The sequence below is a fragment of the Bacillus sp. FSL R7-0166 genome (assembly GCF_038008935.1).
In the GTDB taxonomy this organism is placed as follows: Bacteria; Bacillota; Bacilli; order Bacillales; family Bacillaceae; genus Bacillus; species Bacillus altitudinis.
In genome coordinates this window covers 1,026,155-1,043,256 of record NZ_JBBPAC010000001.1, presented here as the reverse complement: position 1 = coordinate 1,043,256, position 17,102 = coordinate 1,026,155, and the positions used below count along the sequence as shown (strand labels likewise).

At 41.1% G+C, this 17,102-nt stretch carries 20 protein-coding genes; 5 read left to right on the top strand and 15 right to left on the bottom strand.

Going from position 1 to position 17,102, the window contains the following annotated elements; all coding sequences use genetic code 11:
- Positions 1-52 precede the first annotated feature (52 nt).
- Positions 53-499, top strand: a complete 447-nt coding sequence (locus NST01_RS05310; protein WP_007499129.1) for a ferritin-like domain-containing protein — start codon at positions 53-55, stop codon at positions 497-499.
- A gap of 189 nt (positions 500-688) precedes the next feature.
- On the opposite strand, the gene NST01_RS05305 is transcribed toward NST01_RS05310, so the two are convergent.
- Genes NST01_RS05305 through NST01_RS05295 form a run of 3 tightly spaced genes read right to left on the bottom strand, consistent with a single transcriptional unit; the run spans position 689 to position 2,411 of the window.
- Positions 689-1,099 (bottom strand): DoxX family protein, encoded by a 411-nt coding sequence (locus NST01_RS05305; protein ID WP_008348626.1) that lies wholly within the window; start codon positions 1,097-1,099, stop codon positions 689-691.
- A gap of 57 nt (positions 1,100-1,156) precedes the next feature.
- Entirely contained in the window at positions 1,157-1,996 is an 840-nt protein-coding gene (locus tag NST01_RS05300; protein WP_035700187.1) for a M56 family metallopeptidase, read from the bottom strand.
- Positions 1,989-2,411, bottom strand: a complete 423-nt coding sequence (locus tag NST01_RS05295) for a BlaI/MecI/CopY family transcriptional regulator (protein WP_136944466.1) — start codon at positions 2,409-2,411, stop codon at positions 1,989-1,991. Before NST01_RS05295 ends, NST01_RS05300 begins: the two co-directional genes overlap by 8 nt.
- A gap of 274 nt (positions 2,412-2,685) precedes the next feature.
- On the opposite strand from NST01_RS05295, the gene NST01_RS05290 reads away from it, so the two are divergent.
- Positions 2,686-3,828 carry an AbrB family transcriptional regulator gene (locus NST01_RS05290; protein WP_341041617.1) on the top strand — a complete coding sequence of 381 codons (1,143 nt, stop codon included), beginning with the start codon at positions 2,686-2,688 and terminating at the stop codon, positions 3,826-3,828.
- Positions 3,829-4,067: 239 nt separating this feature from the next.
- On the opposite strand, the gene lepB is transcribed toward NST01_RS05290, so the two are convergent.
- The gene (gene lepB / locus NST01_RS05285; RefSeq protein ID WP_007499139.1) at positions 4,068-4,580 is read right to left on the bottom strand and encodes a signal peptidase I; all 513 of its coding nucleotides are present in this window, start codon (positions 4,578-4,580) and stop codon (positions 4,068-4,070) included.
- Positions 4,580-5,197 (bottom strand): TVP38/TMEM64 family protein, encoded by a 618-nt coding sequence (locus tag NST01_RS05280; protein WP_017366969.1) that lies wholly within the window; start codon positions 5,195-5,197, stop codon positions 4,580-4,582. The genes lepB and NST01_RS05280 overlap by 1 nt, the downstream gene beginning before the upstream one ends.
- A gap of 157 nt (positions 5,198-5,354) precedes the next feature.
- On the opposite strand from NST01_RS05280, the gene NST01_RS05275 reads away from it, so the two are divergent.
- On the top strand, positions 5,355-5,717 hold the full coding sequence (locus NST01_RS05275; RefSeq protein ID WP_008348633.1) for a hypothetical protein: 363 nt from the start codon (positions 5,355-5,357) through the stop codon (positions 5,715-5,717).
- A gap of 85 nt (positions 5,718-5,802) precedes the next feature.
- On the top strand, positions 5,803-6,237 hold the full coding sequence (locus tag NST01_RS05270; protein ID WP_159145573.1) for an enoyl-CoA hydratase: 435 nt from the start codon (positions 5,803-5,805) through the stop codon (positions 6,235-6,237).
- Positions 6,238-6,470: 233 nt separating this feature from the next.
- Here NST01_RS05270 and NST01_RS05265 read toward each other — a convergent pair whose 3' ends face one another.
- From NST01_RS05265 to NST01_RS05235, 7 genes are all read right to left on the bottom strand, one after another.
- Positions 6,471-7,427, bottom strand: a complete 957-nt coding sequence (locus NST01_RS05265) for an LCP family protein (RefSeq protein ID WP_007499147.1) — start codon at positions 7,425-7,427, stop codon at positions 6,471-6,473.
- Positions 7,428-7,566: 139 nt separating this feature from the next.
- Entirely contained in the window at positions 7,567-8,511 is a 945-nt protein-coding gene (locus NST01_RS05260) for a siderophore ABC transporter substrate-binding protein (RefSeq protein WP_058213981.1), read from the bottom strand.
- Positions 8,512-8,533: 22 nt separating this feature from the next.
- Entirely contained in the window at positions 8,534-9,292 is a 759-nt protein-coding gene (locus NST01_RS05255; RefSeq protein WP_057079732.1) for an iron ABC transporter ATP-binding protein, read from the bottom strand.
- Positions 9,283-10,233 carry an iron chelate uptake ABC transporter family permease subunit gene (locus NST01_RS05250; RefSeq protein ID WP_019743340.1) on the bottom strand — a complete coding sequence of 317 codons (951 nt, stop codon included), beginning with the start codon at positions 10,231-10,233 and terminating at the stop codon, positions 9,283-9,285. The genes NST01_RS05255 and NST01_RS05250 overlap by 10 nt, the downstream gene beginning before the upstream one ends.
- Positions 10,226-11,176 (bottom strand): ABC transporter permease, encoded by a 951-nt coding sequence (locus NST01_RS05245; protein ID WP_017366964.1) that lies wholly within the window; start codon positions 11,174-11,176, stop codon positions 10,226-10,228. The genes NST01_RS05250 and NST01_RS05245 overlap by 8 nt, the downstream gene beginning before the upstream one ends.
- Positions 11,177-11,334: 158 nt before the next feature.
- Positions 11,335-11,613, bottom strand: coding sequence for a barstar family protein (locus NST01_RS05240; protein ID WP_017360231.1), 279 nt, complete (start codon positions 11,611-11,613; stop codon positions 11,335-11,337).
- Between the two features lie 62 nt (positions 11,614-11,675).
- Positions 11,676-12,845 (bottom strand): MFS transporter, encoded by a 1,170-nt coding sequence (locus NST01_RS05235; RefSeq protein ID WP_025207100.1) that lies wholly within the window; start codon positions 12,843-12,845, stop codon positions 11,676-11,678.
- Between the two features lie 143 nt (positions 12,846-12,988).
- On the opposite strand from NST01_RS05235, the gene pdxR reads away from it, so the two are divergent.
- Positions 12,989-14,428 (top strand): MocR-like pyridoxine biosynthesis transcription factor PdxR, encoded by a 1,440-nt coding sequence (gene pdxR, locus NST01_RS05230; RefSeq protein ID WP_025207099.1) that lies wholly within the window; start codon positions 12,989-12,991, stop codon positions 14,426-14,428.
- Between the two features lie 30 nt (positions 14,429-14,458).
- Here the strand turns inward: pdxR and NST01_RS05225 are convergent, their stop codons facing one another.
- From NST01_RS05225 to NST01_RS05215, 3 genes are all read right to left on the bottom strand, one after another.
- A complete protein-coding gene (locus tag NST01_RS05225) occupies positions 14,459-14,941 on the bottom strand; it encodes a hypothetical protein (protein ID WP_017360234.1) in 483 nt (160 codons plus the stop codon).
- Positions 14,942-15,242: 301 nt separating this feature from the next.
- Positions 15,243-16,349: a D-TA family PLP-dependent enzyme gene (locus tag NST01_RS05220; protein WP_046526643.1), complete on the bottom strand. Its 1,107-nt coding sequence runs from the start codon at positions 16,347-16,349 to the stop codon at positions 15,243-15,245.
- Positions 16,350-16,492: 143 nt separating this feature from the next.
- Positions 16,493-17,071 carry a competence protein ComK gene (locus tag NST01_RS05215; RefSeq protein WP_017366958.1) on the bottom strand — a complete coding sequence of 193 codons (579 nt, stop codon included), beginning with the start codon at positions 17,069-17,071 and terminating at the stop codon, positions 16,493-16,495.
- Positions 17,072-17,102: the final 31 nt, after the last annotated feature.

The window sequence follows — 17,102 nt, the reverse complement described above, 5'->3', positions numbered from 1 at the left end:
GACTCTTTTCATATCATAAACCATTATGATCTAAAAGGAGGCTGGCAATATCATGTATTACGGTTATTATGACTACTCGCCATATGACATGCGCCAAAACACAAGGATCATTGCAGACCTTGAAAAGGCCATCAATGGAGAATATTCTGCGATCCAATGCTATGAAAAACTTGCACAAAAAGCAAAAAATCCTGAAGCGAAAAAAATCATTCAAGAAATACGTCAGGATGAAGTCAGACATTATCAGCTATTTACAAAGCTATACTATTCTTTGACTGGTAAAAACCACAAACCAAGCATAACAGAGCCTTGTCCAGACCAATTTAGGGAAGGTCTCTTATTTGCCTTTAAAGACGAACAAAAAACAGTCGATTTTTACTTAACGGTATCAGACTATGTCCGTGATCAAGGAACAAAGGAATTAATGAAGCGTATTGCTCAAGATGAACAGCAGCATGCTGTCTGGTTTCTATATCTTTTAACGCACCATGTTTCTTAGTTACTCCTATTTTAATAGGAGATCGTATGTTCCGTCAAAAAATGAAATTGCTTTTTTGCTCATTCAATATGTGAAATAAAGGGCTGTCATCATCAAAACGACTCTTCGCTTTTCCTTTTTTAATGATAAAACGACCTTTTGACCATAAAAAAACTCCTCTGCTACAACGCAGAAGGAGTTTTTTGTTATTTAATGAAATTTTGCTTCATTGCTTTGTTGCTGTTGTTTTAACAATCCATCAATCGAAAGCATCTTGCTGCCACTAAGTGTCAAGTAAAGCGCCATGACCATTAAAGAAAGTTCAAATTCATAACCGCCCACAAATCCTCTTGCAAAACCAACTGTGATAATGGCTACAGCCATAATTGGTACAAATAAAGCTGCGAAAAGACGTGTGCCTAAACCTAGAATCAGGGCAATTCCACCAACCAGTTCAATTGTTTTGACAATATAGGCCATAAATTCAGGGACACCAATTTGACCAAAAAATGCCGCAGTACCTCCTAGTCCACCTTGATATGCTTGAAGCCCATGTAAAAAGAAAATAATGCCTAAGATGACGCGAACAAAAAGTGTTCCTATTTCTTGATTTGTTTTCATATAGTGATTTCCTCCCATTTTTACACTACATCATGTAATGTTCATTCGTAAAAAAAATTAGTAATTTAAGTTGAGCATAATCATTAAGACCAACATGAGGATGGTTGATGTCACAATTGGGATAAGTGGTACATTGAACGGTATGTTGTATGTTGGGTTTAAGATTTTTTGGATTCTTAAATTTAATGCTCGGTCTCCAAAGGACACGGCAAATTTCGTTTGTTTTTGAAACTGGGTTCTATTTTTAATGAGTTTCAAAAGGGCTTGCCCTACTCCAAGCTCAGTCCCTGTCTGCTGAATGGCATAGTCATCTGCAATGACTTCACGAAAAACGGAGTAACTTTGTCTCATATGCTTTAACACAGGAATGTACCAAATCACTTTTGTGAGCATAGAGAAAGCGAAAGTCTTTAAAGGATCGTAGCTGTATTTGTGATGTAATTCGTGATAGACAACCGCATCGATTTCCCCTTCATCCAGCATGTCTATAAGCGCTGTTGAGAGATACACTTTTGGCCGAAGCATCCCCATTGCGAAAGCAAGCGGTTCATGGCAATGAAACACAATGATCTCATTTCTATACTTGTCTGATAGAGTTTGCGTTGAATGTTGATCGACTGCCATCAGCATATTTCTTTTGAAATGAAGATACTTTCTGACCTGCTTTGTCATATAGAAAACGGCAAAACCAAGCGTATACAAGACGAACGCATCCAGAAAATACTTTAAAGGAGTGAATCCATAAAATTCGAGAACAGATTGACATACGTGGATCAGGTTATATGCTTGATTCCAGCCAAAAAAGCTTGAGAGTACATAATAGCCCATCTGGTAAAAGATCACTAAGCCAATCAATATACCGCCTAAAAACAGCAGACTCGACTTCATTTTAATCATGTCGTTTCTCCTCTTTTTTGGATGCAAGCCTTGCTTCAAGTACCTTCAGTAATTCAGGATCAGCACTTTCAATTGCGTCCACCATATGATTGACTGCAAGGGGGCCGAAATCATCCATCAGTCCTTGAGTAATCCATTTCGTTTGCTCATTTAGAAATTCTTCTTTTGTTAAAACAGGGTTATAGATAGATGAACGCCCTTTTGTTTTCTTTTCCACAATTCCTTTTTCGGTTAATCGATTGAGTACCGTCATGACCGTGTTGAAATTAATTGGCTTCTCATCTGACAGCTTCTGCTGTACCTCTTTAATCGGCAGATCCTCACCTTGATAAAGGATCTCCATGATCCTTCCTTCTAAAGGACCGAAAAAGCGGTTCAATCCCTTTTCATTATATTTAAAAGAAGGAATTTTCATGTCATCACCTCACACTAAGCATTGTAGTGTAATTGAAAATGATAGTCAACCGATAACAAAAATAGGGGAAAATCGTTGTATATTGTATTTGTTTTTGACAAAAATTATATGTCATTTATATCAAAAACAATTTTTTCTAACAGAGTTATCCATAAGATAATCTTATGAAAATACTAAAAAAATTCGTATTTTATTTATAGAGACTTTTGTATTATAGTGAAGATAACAACATTTCACTTACTGAACAAATATACAGGAAGAAGGTTTATATGTGATGAAGCAAGGAAACAGCCTTCGAACCGATCTCATTTTGATTGCGGTAAGCGGTTTAGGTGGATTCCTTTTGTCTCTAACAGGGATGTCTATCGGCTGGATGATTGGCACATTAATGACAGCTGCATTTATTGCCCTGCGCCGTCCCGCCCTGTTTCAGCGTAAAGGAAAGAATACCTTACGTATTCACAGTAGATGGCTACTCCTTGGTCAATTCATTCTCGGAATCGAACTAGGACAAAAAATGAACATGAAAGTCCTTCACATTTTCGCTGAAAATTGGCTTCCCGTGAGTTTCATGCTCGTCTTTTCTATTTTATTAGCCATGCTCTCCGGGTTTATCTTATGGAAGCTGAGTAAAACAGATATGCTGACCAGCTTTGTCGGCACTGCCCCCGGCGGTCTTTCCGCTATGCCGGGCATCGCCCAAGAGGTTGGAGCAAATACAGCTGTAGTTAGTCTCGTACAAACGATACGTGTGTTAATGGTCGTACTGACCATTCCATTTACGGTATTTTATTTAAATACAAAAAGCCAATCAGATGCGGTAGTCGCCCAAGGCAGCGCCTTCTCATCAGGCGTTTTCACAATATCAAACATTTCTTGGACTGCTGCACTCATTTTAGGGGCATGGCTGATGTCACGCCTAGCTGTGCGTCTTCACTTTCCTGCCCCTTGGCTCATCGGCAGTATGTTAGGTGTGGCAGCTCTCCAAGTAGGGGCAGGCGCCTTGACAGGTCATGATTTGATTCCTTACTGGCCAGCCCAAGCGAACATTGCGTCACAGGTATTTCTAGGGGCAACCATCGGGTCAAAAATGAATAAACAAATGTTTGTCGGGCTAAAAAATACCTTGATTGTGGCCGTCGTCAGCTCAGCCGGATTGATTGCCGCGACCGTTCTCAGTTCAATTGCCATTGCAGAAATAACAGGTATTTCTGTCATTACGGCCATTCTTGCTTTTTCGCCTGGCGGTATTGCAGAAATGGCAACAACAGCTGTTACACTTCATGAGGATTCCACCTTTGTTGTGGCTGTACAAGTCGTTAGAATTATTTTGGTCATCGCCATGCTACCACCGTTTTTTCGTTTCTTACATCATGTCTGGGCAAAAAGACAGACTGATTATAAAACCGCTAAATAAAAAGAGCCGCTTTGCATAAGCAGAGCGGCTGTCAGATTGTCTGACAACGGGCTAAAATGATGTTGATTTTAGCCCGTTGTCTTCTTTTCAGCGTGATAGAAAACCTTTGAAGTCTAGGAAGGTCGAGCACCAGAGCGGAGCGAATTTGACATTCGTGAGCACTGGAGAGCAGACATGACAACGAATGCGAGGGTTTGTCTACACGCTGAGCCGCTTTGCATAAGCAGAGCGGCTCTTTTTTATTCATCATGATTCCTTTTTACACCGACTACTTGATCCTTTGAGATCGTTCCAAAATGCCGGCTGTCAAAGCTATGTATTCGATTATCTCCGATCACGAAGTAATGATTGTTTTGTATGTTCTGACGACCGGTGATGGCTTTCAGCTGAAAATCACCTGTTAGGACGTTGCCCATTTTATGTTTTTTCTGCTCTTTTAAATACGGCTCTTTCCACTTTACACCATCAACAAACAGTTGATCATCTTCATATTTGATTGTTTCTCCTGGAAGTCCAATGACCCGTTTGATCAAGATTTGATTTTTAGGGCCATGAAATAATACATAGTCAAACCGGCTAATTTTCGTGAGTTTTGGCGAGAACTTGTTAATTAATAATTCTGTTCCATCTGTAAATGTAGGGTCCATACTAACCCCTTCTACTTTGTACGTGACAAACATGAAATTCTTTACTTGGAACAACAAGACGATGCATGTAATAATCATGAACCATAGCAATGGCTTCTTTTTCATTAAGAGCCTCCTTTGTCCTCACGCTGACTCATCCGAATATTCAACCTATTTTCTACTCTCTTTCCAACATACCATAATAAAGCAATGACTAGAACCGCAAAAACACTTCTTAACGGATTCTTTACTAAAGCTGAAATGTCATAGCCGATAAAACTAATAATAAAGAGCATGACACACTTCCCTGATAAAGCGGCTAATGAGAACTGCCAGACGCTGATTCTTGATAGACCTGCTACGACATTAACGGCAGCAGAAGGTGTAAAAGGAAAGCAGAGTAAAATAAACAACGGACCAAATCCCCGCTTTTCAACCCAAAGCATTAGCTTTTGAATAGAAGGGTGTCTGCTAATAAAGTTCAACATCCTCATCTGTCCAAATTTTCTGATCAGTAAAAAGACAAGGATAGACCCTGCACTTGCACCAATCCAGGTCAATAAAAAGCCTTCCCATAGCCCAAAAGCATTTGCATTGGCCACCGCAAATGCCACGAGAGGTAAAAACGGTAGAAATGCTTCTATTAAAGGGAGTAATATAGCCACAATGGGTCCAAAAGCCTTGTAGCTTTCAAAAAATGATGTGATATTTTCATGAGTAAATATAGAAAGAAATAATGGCAACTTGTTTGACTCCTTCAAGGTTTGTCTATCTTTCATTTTACATGGAAAACATAAAAATATACAAATGAATCCCTCTCAGCCCCCCCTTGAGATTTTTTAACTCATCCGATATAATAAATAAGAACAAATGTTCTATACAAAGAAAGCAGGCATGGACATGACGAGATTATCAAGCGTACAACTTCAGATGATGGAACAAGCCATCTTTCTTCCAATGGTCATCTCCATCCTCAATCGTGATTTGACGCACCTTAAAAAACATCAAACATTCAAACTAAATGAACCATATATTCAGCTAGTCACCTCTTCATTAAAAGAAGCACAAAAAGCCCTTTATCAACTGAAACAACAGTTACGTAAAGAAAAAATGAACGTACAGCAAATTGAACACGATGAAGGATTTACGACATATTTATTTCTGATCAATGGCTATGAAGAAAAGCATAAATATTTTAATCCCCGTATACGTCATCGTGTAGAGGAAATGCTCACCCATTATTTTCTCCATTCAGGAAAATAATATGGTTATATTTTACATTTAAAGAAGGAACTCTTTAGTTTTTGGCGAATTGATTGTTATACCAAAAATTAGGAGGTTCCAACTCATGTTCAAAAAAATAACAGCACTTACCTTAGCAGCAGGATTACTTGTGCCAAGTACCGTTTCGGCATTAGAACCACTGCAAACAGGAAAACAAGCCCCAGCAGCATCTGCACAAATAACAAGTGTAGCCTATACAACGGTTTCTATCGTTGGAAAACGAGTGAAGTTTGAAGTGAAAGCACTCGAAAATCCTTTTAACATGAATTACTATAATCGAATTGCTTGGACGAGTACGGACGAAGAGCCAAGTGTATTCAATGACAATATTCTATCGGTCATTATCGCTAAAAAAACCGGACAGGCTTATCAAGTCTTTTCATACGAAGCGCTCACTTCGGTAAAGGACAAGATTGAATCAGGTCAAAAGGTGTATGGCTGGGCGCTTGCTTTAAATGGTGTGTGGTACCCAACGATGCCTGCAACCCTCTACTATTAAAAAAAGCCTGCCACAGTGGCAGGCTCCAGATTGTTGACAAAGGGCTAAAATGAACTTTATTTTAGCCCTTTGTCTTCTTTTCAGCGTGATAGAAAACCTTTGCAGCCCTAGGAAGGACGAGTACTGGCGCGGAGCGAATTTGGCATTCGTGAGCACCAGAGCGCAGGACTGACAAAGAATGCGAGGGTTTGTCTACACGCTGAAGCCTGCCATAGCGGCAGGCTCTTTCTCCATTATGACAATTCGAGCTGTTTTCTCAGCTCTTGTCTCACTTCTTCTAATCCTGGTCCATCTAACTCAAAGTAATACACATTCCCAGGCTGGTAATCGTGCCCTTTTAATTGGATGGTATCCACTGATTTTAATGAACTCAGTAAAGGGAATAGACCGATCAACTGTTTCATGGATAAATTGGTGGAGACGTTATCCCCAAGTGTATCAATGATGTTGTCATAAGACGGTATGGAAGAAATGGATTTTGATTTTTCAAAGATGGCTTGAAGTGCTTCCATTTGGCGCTTTCCGCGCATGAGATCACTATCTGCCTTTCTCGTTCTCACAAACGCTAATGCTTCTTCACCACTGAGCGTATGCGTGCCTGTTTCCACATGAACTTTTCCTTTTGAATCCTTCTCCATTTGTTTTGCAATGCCTTCATCTTCAATCGTTACGTCAATTCCATTTAGCTCATCGACAATGTCTTGAAACGCCTTAAAGTTTCCTGCAATCACATAGTCTACCGGGATGTTTAACAAATTCTCTACCGTTTTGACTGATAAATCTGCACTCCCAAACGCATGGGCGTGAGCAATTTTATCATATCCTCTCCCCGGTATATCAACATAAGAATCACGAGGAATACTTAGGAGCTTGATCGTTTTGTCTGTTCGATTCACCGTCGCCAGTAAGACCGCATCACTTCTTGCTTCGTCTACCGTTTCACCTGGACGGCTGTCAATCCCTAAGAGCAGCACCGAAAAACTATCCTTTCCTGGATCAAAAGCTTTCACACGCTTTTGCGAGGTCTCTCCTCTTTCTAAAGATACTTGCGCTTTATTCGACGCTTTTGAAATTTTATAGTATGCGTATCCTGTGACAGATACTGCCATGATCATGACAAATGCCATGATAAACAGCACGACTTTCACCCAAGGTCTTAGCCTTCTTTTTGATCTTGTTTTCTCCTTCATCCTTTCCGAACCCTCACTCTATCTTAGTCTCACAATGTAGGTTCCACTATAACATATTTTGATGAAAGTTTCCTGCACGCAACATATTTTTATGTATCCACAATAAAAAAGCTGCTCGATAGGAGCAGCTTTTCATCCATTACTTTTGTTCAATTCCTTTTTTCACTTCATCAATCATCGCATTCAATGATTCAAGGCCGCCGCCTGCTAAATACCACATGTCAGAGTTTAAATACACCACATGATTGTTTTTAACCGCTTTGACTGATTTCACATAATCATTTTCAACAAGCTGTTTCGCAGACGTTTCTTCTCCAATTGCCGCGCCGCGATCCACGACAAATAAGTAATCTGGGTTCGTTTTGACCATATACTCATACGAAATGCTTTGTCCATGTTTATCAGATGGCTCTAGCTTTTGATCTGCTGGTGTGATGCCAAATACATCATGAATCAGACCATATCTTGACTTAGGACCAAATGCCGTCATTTTGCTGTCGTTCGCCATAATGACGAGTCCATTTTTCTTTAACTCTTTGGCTTGTTTCTTTAATGAAGCCACTTTTTGGTCAATGGCAGAAAGTTCTTTTTTGACTTTGTCTTCCTTATCAAAAATCTTTCCTAATGTTTCAGCATTCTTTTTAAATGATTCCATATAGTTTGCGTTATCTACATCCATATAAATCGTCGGAGCAAATTTAGAAAATTCATCAAATGCATCTGCTTGACGGTGCTGAATAATGATCAAGTCAGGCTTCATCTCTGCAATTTTCTCAAAGTTTGGCTCTTTTAACCCGCCGACATTCTCATATTTGTCACTTTCATATTTAGATAAATAGTGAGGAATCACTTGTTTTGGTAAAGCTGTCACGTTGACACCAAGCTTATCAAGTGTATCGAGACTTCCCATATCAAAAACGACGACTTTTTTCGGGTTTTTCTTGATCTTCACACCGTCTTTATTCAACATATCCTTTACTGTTACGGTTTCCTCATTCGTTCCCGCTGTTTTTCCTTGGTTACCACAGGCAGCAAGGACAGCAATCGCTGTTAATACTGTTATCATCCAAATCCATTTTTTCATGATTGATCACCTCTTCATTTTTTCAAGAAAAATATAAGCAAATACGCTCACCACGAATGACTTCGATCGGTATGCGCATGTCATAAATGTGTTCAAGTGCTTCTGTTTGAATCACTTCATCAACGCTTCCTTCTTTGATTACCTGACCCTCTTTTAAGGCGACGATGTGATCTGAATAGACAGATGCAAAGTTAATATCATGGAGAACAACAACAATCGTTTTTCCAAGATCTTTCACGAGCTGCTGAAACAGCTTCATCATTTCAACTGAATGGTTCATATCTAAATTATTTAAAGGCTCATCTAAGAAAATATAATCCGTATCCTGAGCCAGCACCATGGCAATAAAGGCTCTCTGCCTTTGTCCGCCGCTTAGTTCATCTAAATATTGATGCTGGATTTCGACGAGTCTCATGTATTGAAGCGACACATCAATCATGTTCTCATCTTCTTTTGTCAAGCGGCCTTGAGAGTAAGGAAAGCGGCCAAAGCTGACAAGCTCACGAACGGTCAGACGCACACTCATGTGGTTCGACTGCTTCAAGATGCTCATTTTTTTCGCAAGCTCCTGAGGAGCGTACGCTCGATAAGGTTTATCCTCTAAATAAGCTTCCCCAGTATCAGGTTGAATCAGGCGGCTCATGATGGACAAAAGCGTACTTTTGCCTGCACCATTTGGACCAATGAGAGAGGTCAGCTGTCCTTTTTTTACACTGACAGTTGTTTCGTGAAGCACTGTTTTTCCGTTATATGTCTTACTGACTCCCTTCATCACGACCATGAACGACTCTCCTTTAAAAGTAGATAAATAAAATACAGTCCGCCGACTAAATCAATTAGCACACTAAGCGGTGTTTGAAACGTAAATACCTTTTCCACAAGAAATTCCCCGCCTACAAGCGCAATGACACTAATGAAAAACGAGCCTAATAGCAAGTACGTGTGCCGATATGTACGAAACAGCTCTCTTGCCACATTCACAACGAGTAAGCCAAGAAACGTAATCGGGCCGACGAGGGCCGTCGCAATAGAAACAAGGACGGCAATGACGATCAGCATCTTTTTTGTGATCCCGTCATAGTCAATCCCGAGATTCACAGCCTGTTCCTTTCCTAACGACATGACATCTAATTTCGCGCGGAAGGTCCATATATAAAGACAAAGTGCCGCAAATAAAAGAGAAGCGAAGAGTAAAATATCTGTGTTCATGTGATTAAAGCTGGCAAAGGACTTGTCCTGTACGACTTGGTATTCATTCGGGTCAATGAGCATTTCCATAAAGGAAGAAAGACTTTTGAACAATGTTCCAAACACAATCCCGACAAGCAGGAGTAAGAAAATATGCTTGTTTTTGCGCTTGAACATCACCGTATAGAGCAGCACAGAAAAAAGAATCATCAATCCAACGCAGAGAAAGAAATTCAGGTTCTTATTCGCGATCATCAAATTGGTCGATCCAAAAAGATAAATAATTGCCGTTTGCAAAAACAAGTAAAGCGCGTCTAACCCTAAAATGCTTGGCGTTAAGATTCGGTTATTGGTCAATGTTTGAAACACAACAGAGGAAAAGGCAATCGCGCCTCCTGTCAAAGTCATGGCAAGCACCTTTTTTAAACGGCTCGGCACTGTGTACTCCCAGTACCCCATTTGAAAGGTGACGAAGATGACAACGAATACGGCTGCAATGGCTGCAATGAGAAATAATGTTCGTTTCTTATGCATAGCGCTTCCTCCTTAATAACATGTACAGGAAGATCGCACTTCCAATGATGCCGACCATAAGCCCGACAGATATTTCATATGGATAAATGATCACTCGTCCGAGCACGTCACATATGAGCACAAAAATGGCCCCTAATAAAGCCGTATGCGGAAGGCTCTTTTTCAAGTGATCCCCTCGGTAGATCGATACAATATTCGGAATGATTAAGCCGAGGAAAGGTAGCATGCCAACAGTCAAAATCGTTACAGAAGTAATCATCGAAACAATCACCAAACCAACTGCCATGACACGTTTATACGTTAAACCTAAATTGACGGCAAAGCTCTCACCCATACCAGCCACTGTAAAGCGGTCAGCATATAAATACGCGATGATCAATAGAGGAACACTTACATAGAGCAGTTCATAACGCCCCTGAACAATAAGAGAAAAATCCCCTTGCAGCCATGCGGATACGTTTTGGATCAAATCATATTTATAGGCTATAAACGTGGAAATTGAACTAACAATTCCGCCAAACATTAAGCCGACTAACGGTACGTAGATCGTATCGTTCACCTTAATATGGCGTAGAATTTTTAAGAATAATAGATTGCCAGCTAACGTAAATAAAAACGCAATCGCCATTTTCATCAGCGGGCTTGCCTGTGTAAAAACAAGCATAGCGGTTAAAATACCCAGCTTGGCCCAATCCATTGTTCCTGCAGTCGTTGGAGAGACAAATTTATTTCTCGTCATGCTTTGCATGATAAAACCGCATAAGCTCAGGCTCATGCCAGCAAGCACAATACTCATCAGCCGCGGGATGCGACTTGAAAATAAGGTGTTCATTTGTTCATCTGATAGATGAAACAACTGTAAAAGAGACAGGTCCTGTACTCCGACAAACAGCGACGCACATGCCAAACACACAAACAACAAACTTAATTGGTACAACTTCATACAGGGTTCACACTTTCTATCAAGCTCTCTGCCACAAATGATTATCATTATCAATTAACGGCAGTTCATATATTATCATATTTAGTGAAATATTCAATAGTAGAATGAGAAAGGGTGAAAACCGCATAAAAAAACAGCTTTTAGGATCAGCTGCTTTTTTACGCTTCAATATTCAATTGAAACTGCCCTTGCAATTCCTCTTCAGCCTCTTGAAATAACTGCCGCAAATTCTCTGCATAATCACCAAGCTCGTCTTTGCTTGCTTGATAATGAATCCATGTAAGCTCTACAGGCAAGCTCACTTCTCCTGTTAAACAGTCCCAAAGGGCATCAAGATTTTTCCCGTAATGATCAGGAAGTTGTAACACTGTTTTTAGTTGATCATGAAGCTCCTCTTGTGATCTGCACATCGCACCATTTAGCTGTACTTTTTTCATTTCCCTCCCCCTCTTCTGTCTTTATTTTAAACGAATTGGAGAGGAAAGAGAAAGAATCCATTTCACTTTTGCCTCTCTCTGAAACTTAAACTAAACAAGATCAGACAGGCTGCCAGCACGAGCATGAAAAAGAGCGTTAACACTGTCTGAGTACCGTACATATCAGCAAAGAGACCAACGAACACACTTGGTATGCCAAGACCTAGATACGCAAACAAGTAATATCCAGCAACGGCTCTAGCCGCTTCCTTCTTCCCTTTCTCAACAATCAGCTGGAGACCGCCTAAGTAAGTAAATCCATAGCAAGCTGTGCCCGCTAAAAGAGTTCCAGCAAGGACAAGGAATATAGACCCGCTATTAGCACCGAATAACAGCAGGCCATATCCGCACGGAAGACAAATAAAACCGATACGAAGCGCTGCACTGCTATTCATCTTTCGGACAAAAGGCTGCATCAGAACACCTGCCATATTAATAAAAAACAGCGCCGGGCCTACCCACAATTCATAGCCATTTAATTTAAGCTGTGCTGGCAAAATCGAAATGACAAGACCGCACACAGACCATGCGATAGCAATGGCTATGTTCGCAGGCATTGTCCCTTTTGGAAACCTCGGCATGTTCATTAGCGGTTTACTTGCATCCCCTTGTACAGGCGGCACCAAAAAGAATACAGCAACAATCGTCAACATGATCAAGACCAACACAATCCAATAGCTAAGAGGCGTCAGTGACACTCGCTCAAAAGAAAGAATCGCTGTAAAAAGAGCACCTCCTCCAAATCCAATTGAACTGCATAATGCGATAAACGTTGGGATCCAGCCCGATTTCTCTGGATATAAAGCAATCAAGTAGGCAGTACATGTGCCAACACTTAACCCAAGTCCCACTCCTTGCAGCAGCCGGGCGACAAAGAGCATTTGTATGGTCGGCTGCACGATCATGAGCAGGGTGGCACATAATGAAAAGCAAAGAGCGATCAATAAAATCGGTTTTCGTCCAGCCCGGTCAGACATGCCGCCAAGTAACAATAATACTGGAATCAGTCCGAAAACATACGCAGCAAACACAAGGGCTGTTGACGCCTTTCCGTATCCTGCCTGCTCTGCATATTCCGTATAAAGAGGGACTTGCAGGTTCACTGCTGTTGTAATCATAAAAAGGCTAAATAAAACGAACACAAACGGAATCATAGATAGCTGTGCTGTTTCTTCTTTTGATGCAGGAATCATGGGACTCTCTCCTCTGTGTAAATGATATGAACCAGTGTACACATCATTTGGATTTCTTCCCACATCCAAAAATGAAGCTATTGACCAGTCCATAATTCCATGTCATCATCAATGATGACATGACAAAGGAAAGAAGGTGCACTGTGTACATTCATTTAGACCGTTCCAGCTCTACCCCGCTCTGGCAGCAAATCGTCAATGGCATCATTCAAAAAATTCATACAAACACACTGAATCCTGATGATCAGTTGACTCCGACAAGAGTATTAGCACAAGAGCTCAACGTATCTCGATCCACCGTACAGCTTGCCTATGATGAACTGCTAGCAAGAGGCTATGTCAGCACCTCTAGAAGAGGCGGGACAAAGGTCATTTCAAGTAATCACTATGCTGCTTCTCCCCCACATCAAAACGAACCGCCTTTTGCACTTCCGACAAGACCTCACTTTGACGAGGCTGAAAAACAAATGGATCACTGGCTCTCGGCCAATCAATTTCATGACACACTTGAGATTGATTTCCGCCATCAAGAACCAGCCATCGACGACCATTTTCAAAACATATGGAAACGCTCGCTTCTAAAAGCACTACAGCGCTTAAATATGAAGGATTGGGGCTATTCTTCTCCGCATGGATTATGGGAAGTGCGTTCAGAAATTCGCCAATACTTATCGGTTGAACGCGGCATTGATATAGAAGAAGACCAAATGGTGTTAACAGGGGGCACACAGCAAGCCATTGACTTAATTTCACAAGTCATGCTCAAAAAAGGAGATACAGTCGCTGTTGAAGATCCTGGTTTTCCTGGAGCTAGGTTGTCCTTTTTACATCGCGAAATGACTATTTACCCCGCACCAGTCGATGAAGAAGGAATGATGGTGAATACATTGCCAGAACGTACAAAGCTGATCGCTGTAACGCCCTCTCATCAGCGGCCAACCGGTGTCTGTATGAGCGTCAATAGAAGACGGGAGCTGTTGCAGTTTGCTGCGAAGGCTCAATCTTACATATTAGAAGATGATTTTGATGGGGATTATCGTTATCATGGCGGACCGCTTCCTTCTTTATTTTCAGAAGCACCCGATCATGTGATCTATATTGTCAGTTTTTCCAAGGTACTTGCTCCAGGCATCCGCCTTGCTGCCATCATCGGCTCCAAAGCAGTCATCAAAGAAATCGCTGCACTGCAATCACTTATTCAAAGACAGCTGCCGATCATGGAGCAAATCACCCTTGCCTCTTTTTTCAGAGAAGGCGAGTTTACGCGATATGTCAGGCGGATGAGACAGGTGTATAAAAAACGGCAGGCAGCGATGATGGATGCTCTTTTGACACATCACTTTGACAAACACTTCCGTTTATATGGAACCGATACAGGCCTTCACGTCTTTTTGGAAGGAACATCAGACTTTGATGAACAAGGTACGATTGAGGCCGCAAAAGCGGCAGGTGTCGGCATTTATCCATTAAGCCCCTATTGTTATGAAAGCAAAAGGAAAGGGTTGCTGCTTGGTTTTGCCTGTACGGATGAAGCCATGATTCAAGAAGGTGTACGCCGATTAAAGCAAACACTGCACATCTAAAAAAGCCTGGAAGTCTCTCTTCCAGGCTTTTCATTGTGATTGCTGAACGTTTCCTACTTCTTCAATGAAAGAGGCTGTCTCTTGCAATCCATCTTGAAAATATTGAGTGGCTGACATAAACAGCTTTTCTTGATCAGGACGCTTCAACAGCTGCTCTACCTTGCTCATTCCTTTTTCAAATGAAGCAAGACCTGTCTTTAATTGTTTGTCTGCCTTTTGATACACAGCTGGCACTTCTTGATGAGTAAGCCCTTTTTGAATGACACGGTCGAATGCTTTCGTTGCTTTTGTCAATTTGTCATTGACTTGAATTTTTCCATGTCCATCCGAAATAAATTGATCGGTCATGTTTTCATATGCTTCATTTAACTCATCCATATAACGCTGAACCCATTGTTCATACGCAGCTTCTTTTGTGTTTTGTTTTGAAGGCGGCTGACCTGCTTGATTGCAGGCCGTGAGTAGTGTCACTGTCACGGTAAATAGCAGCATCAAATGCCATCGTTTTTTCATACACGGCCCCCATTTCTCTTTCCCATTTGTTCATATCGGTCAAATATGATCAACTTTTACCTCATACGAACACCTTGCAAGAAATGACTTATTTTTATTGTAACAGACCGCATGTATCACTTCTGTGATTTATGCGGAAATGAATGAAAATCCTTCTAATGGTTCACATTTCCCTGCCATTTCATGATGATACAGTCAATAGACGACGAGAAAGGCACATTTGGTTTCAATCTAATTCATCTTCGCCATTTTTTCTCCAATAAAAAAGACCCCTTTCGGCGCCTTTTATGATCCTACCCATTTATTGCAGCTTTCCTTTACAAGCAATCTCCAGCTCTTCTACCACTTCGCCATCTTGAATGAGGTATGCTTTTTCATGAAGATTCACAGCAGGACAGATGTGATTCGGAATAATTTGCACCTTCTCACCGATCTGTACACTTTGACGAAAGCCTTCATGATAGATAATGGCATGCTCGTCAAATACGCTTGAAACAAATACATCATCATATTCTTTCACTTTGCCTAAGCCCTCTGTTTTGGTCAGCCCTTTTGTACGTGTTTGTGCCGTCAGCCCCTTGGCCCCTACATCTGTAATCACCCGGCGCTCTGTCGGTTTACTAATGACCGTCGTCAGCACAGATGCTGCACAATGTGAATATGTGCCGATTACATTGGACTGGGAAGCATCCATCAAGATGTATGTGCCTGGCCGTATTTCTGTGACTCCTTTTGGGATATCAAATTGAAATAAAAATGGCGGTGTTGATCCAATACTGACGACCTCTATCGGCATACCAGCTTCTTCTGCAATCTGCGCAAAACGGAGCGTTCGATTTACAGCCTCCTTGTATAATGTCCGGCAATGTGCTTTACTTTCCGCTTGATATGTATGGCCATCATGAGAAAAAATCCCCTTTAAATGAACGGCATCACTTGTTTGAATCGCCTCTAATATGTGGCAGAAATCACGTTCTTCAATGACACCAGACCTTCCTTCTCCAACCTCTATCTCAATTAAAACCTCCGCTTTTTTCTCTGATTCACGAAAGACTTGCTCAATCTGCTTCACATGCTCAACACAATCTATACCGAATGAAATCTGTATCGACTCTGCCAGTTTACGAATCCGCTTGAGTTTAGTCTCACCTACAATTTGATTGGCGATAAAAATATCCTTGAGCCCATGGGCTGCCATTACTTCAGCCTCTCCTACTTTCGCTACCGTAATGCCAGATGCACCTTTCTCTTCCTGCAGCTTGGCAAGTGCAGGCGTTTTATGCGTTTTCGTATGAGGGCGCAATTTGACATGCTGACGGTCTGCGTATTGCTGCATCGCCGCTACATTCTCCATCATCACCCGTTTATCAATGAGTAGTGCCGGCGTATCCAGTTCTTCATACATCATCCCCATGACCCCTTTCGTTGTATAAAAAATTATATGATATAGATAAATTATATATTTTTTTATATAATAATCAATGGTTTTTTCTGCAAAAAAGTGATGACGATGGGTAAGCATTCCAGCGGCTGTCTGCCGCTGGTCTCTCACTAATAACGATTACGAAGTTCTCTTAAGATAAAATCATACACAAGGTTGAGCTGCTGTTCCTTTGGATACAGCATAAATTCTTGTTTCTTAGGAAGACCTCCATCAAGTCGATCTTGAAATTTCGTTCGGAGATACGCTGTTCGGTGTACCTGACTCTCAAATGACTTATATGAGACATCTAGTTTGACCGATTGCTCATTTGTAAAAGTAACAACCGTGTCTCCGAGGGATGATTCCTGAAAGATATGAATGTATTTGTGGGAGATCCATCCGCATTGAGGGCGGTTGGATGAATAGGTTGGGAAGAAATACAGATGATTGGATGAGTCAATCACGATGGGAGGCTTGTGGGAAATACCTGTTACTTCATATGTTCCCGCTTTTCTGCCTGCATAGCTTGAGCCAAAGAACCTGCAACTGCGTTCTATAATTTGCAGCGGCTTTAATTCAACATAAAAGCTTGTCTCTCTTTCGATCACTTTTGAATATACTCGTTTTCCTTCTTCAACCGGAAGGACCGCCATTGTTGTTTGATTAATGACGTATGAATCTAATGGTGTTTCACTAATTCCTGACACTTCATTTCCTCCTGTGTTAATTTTTGGTTAT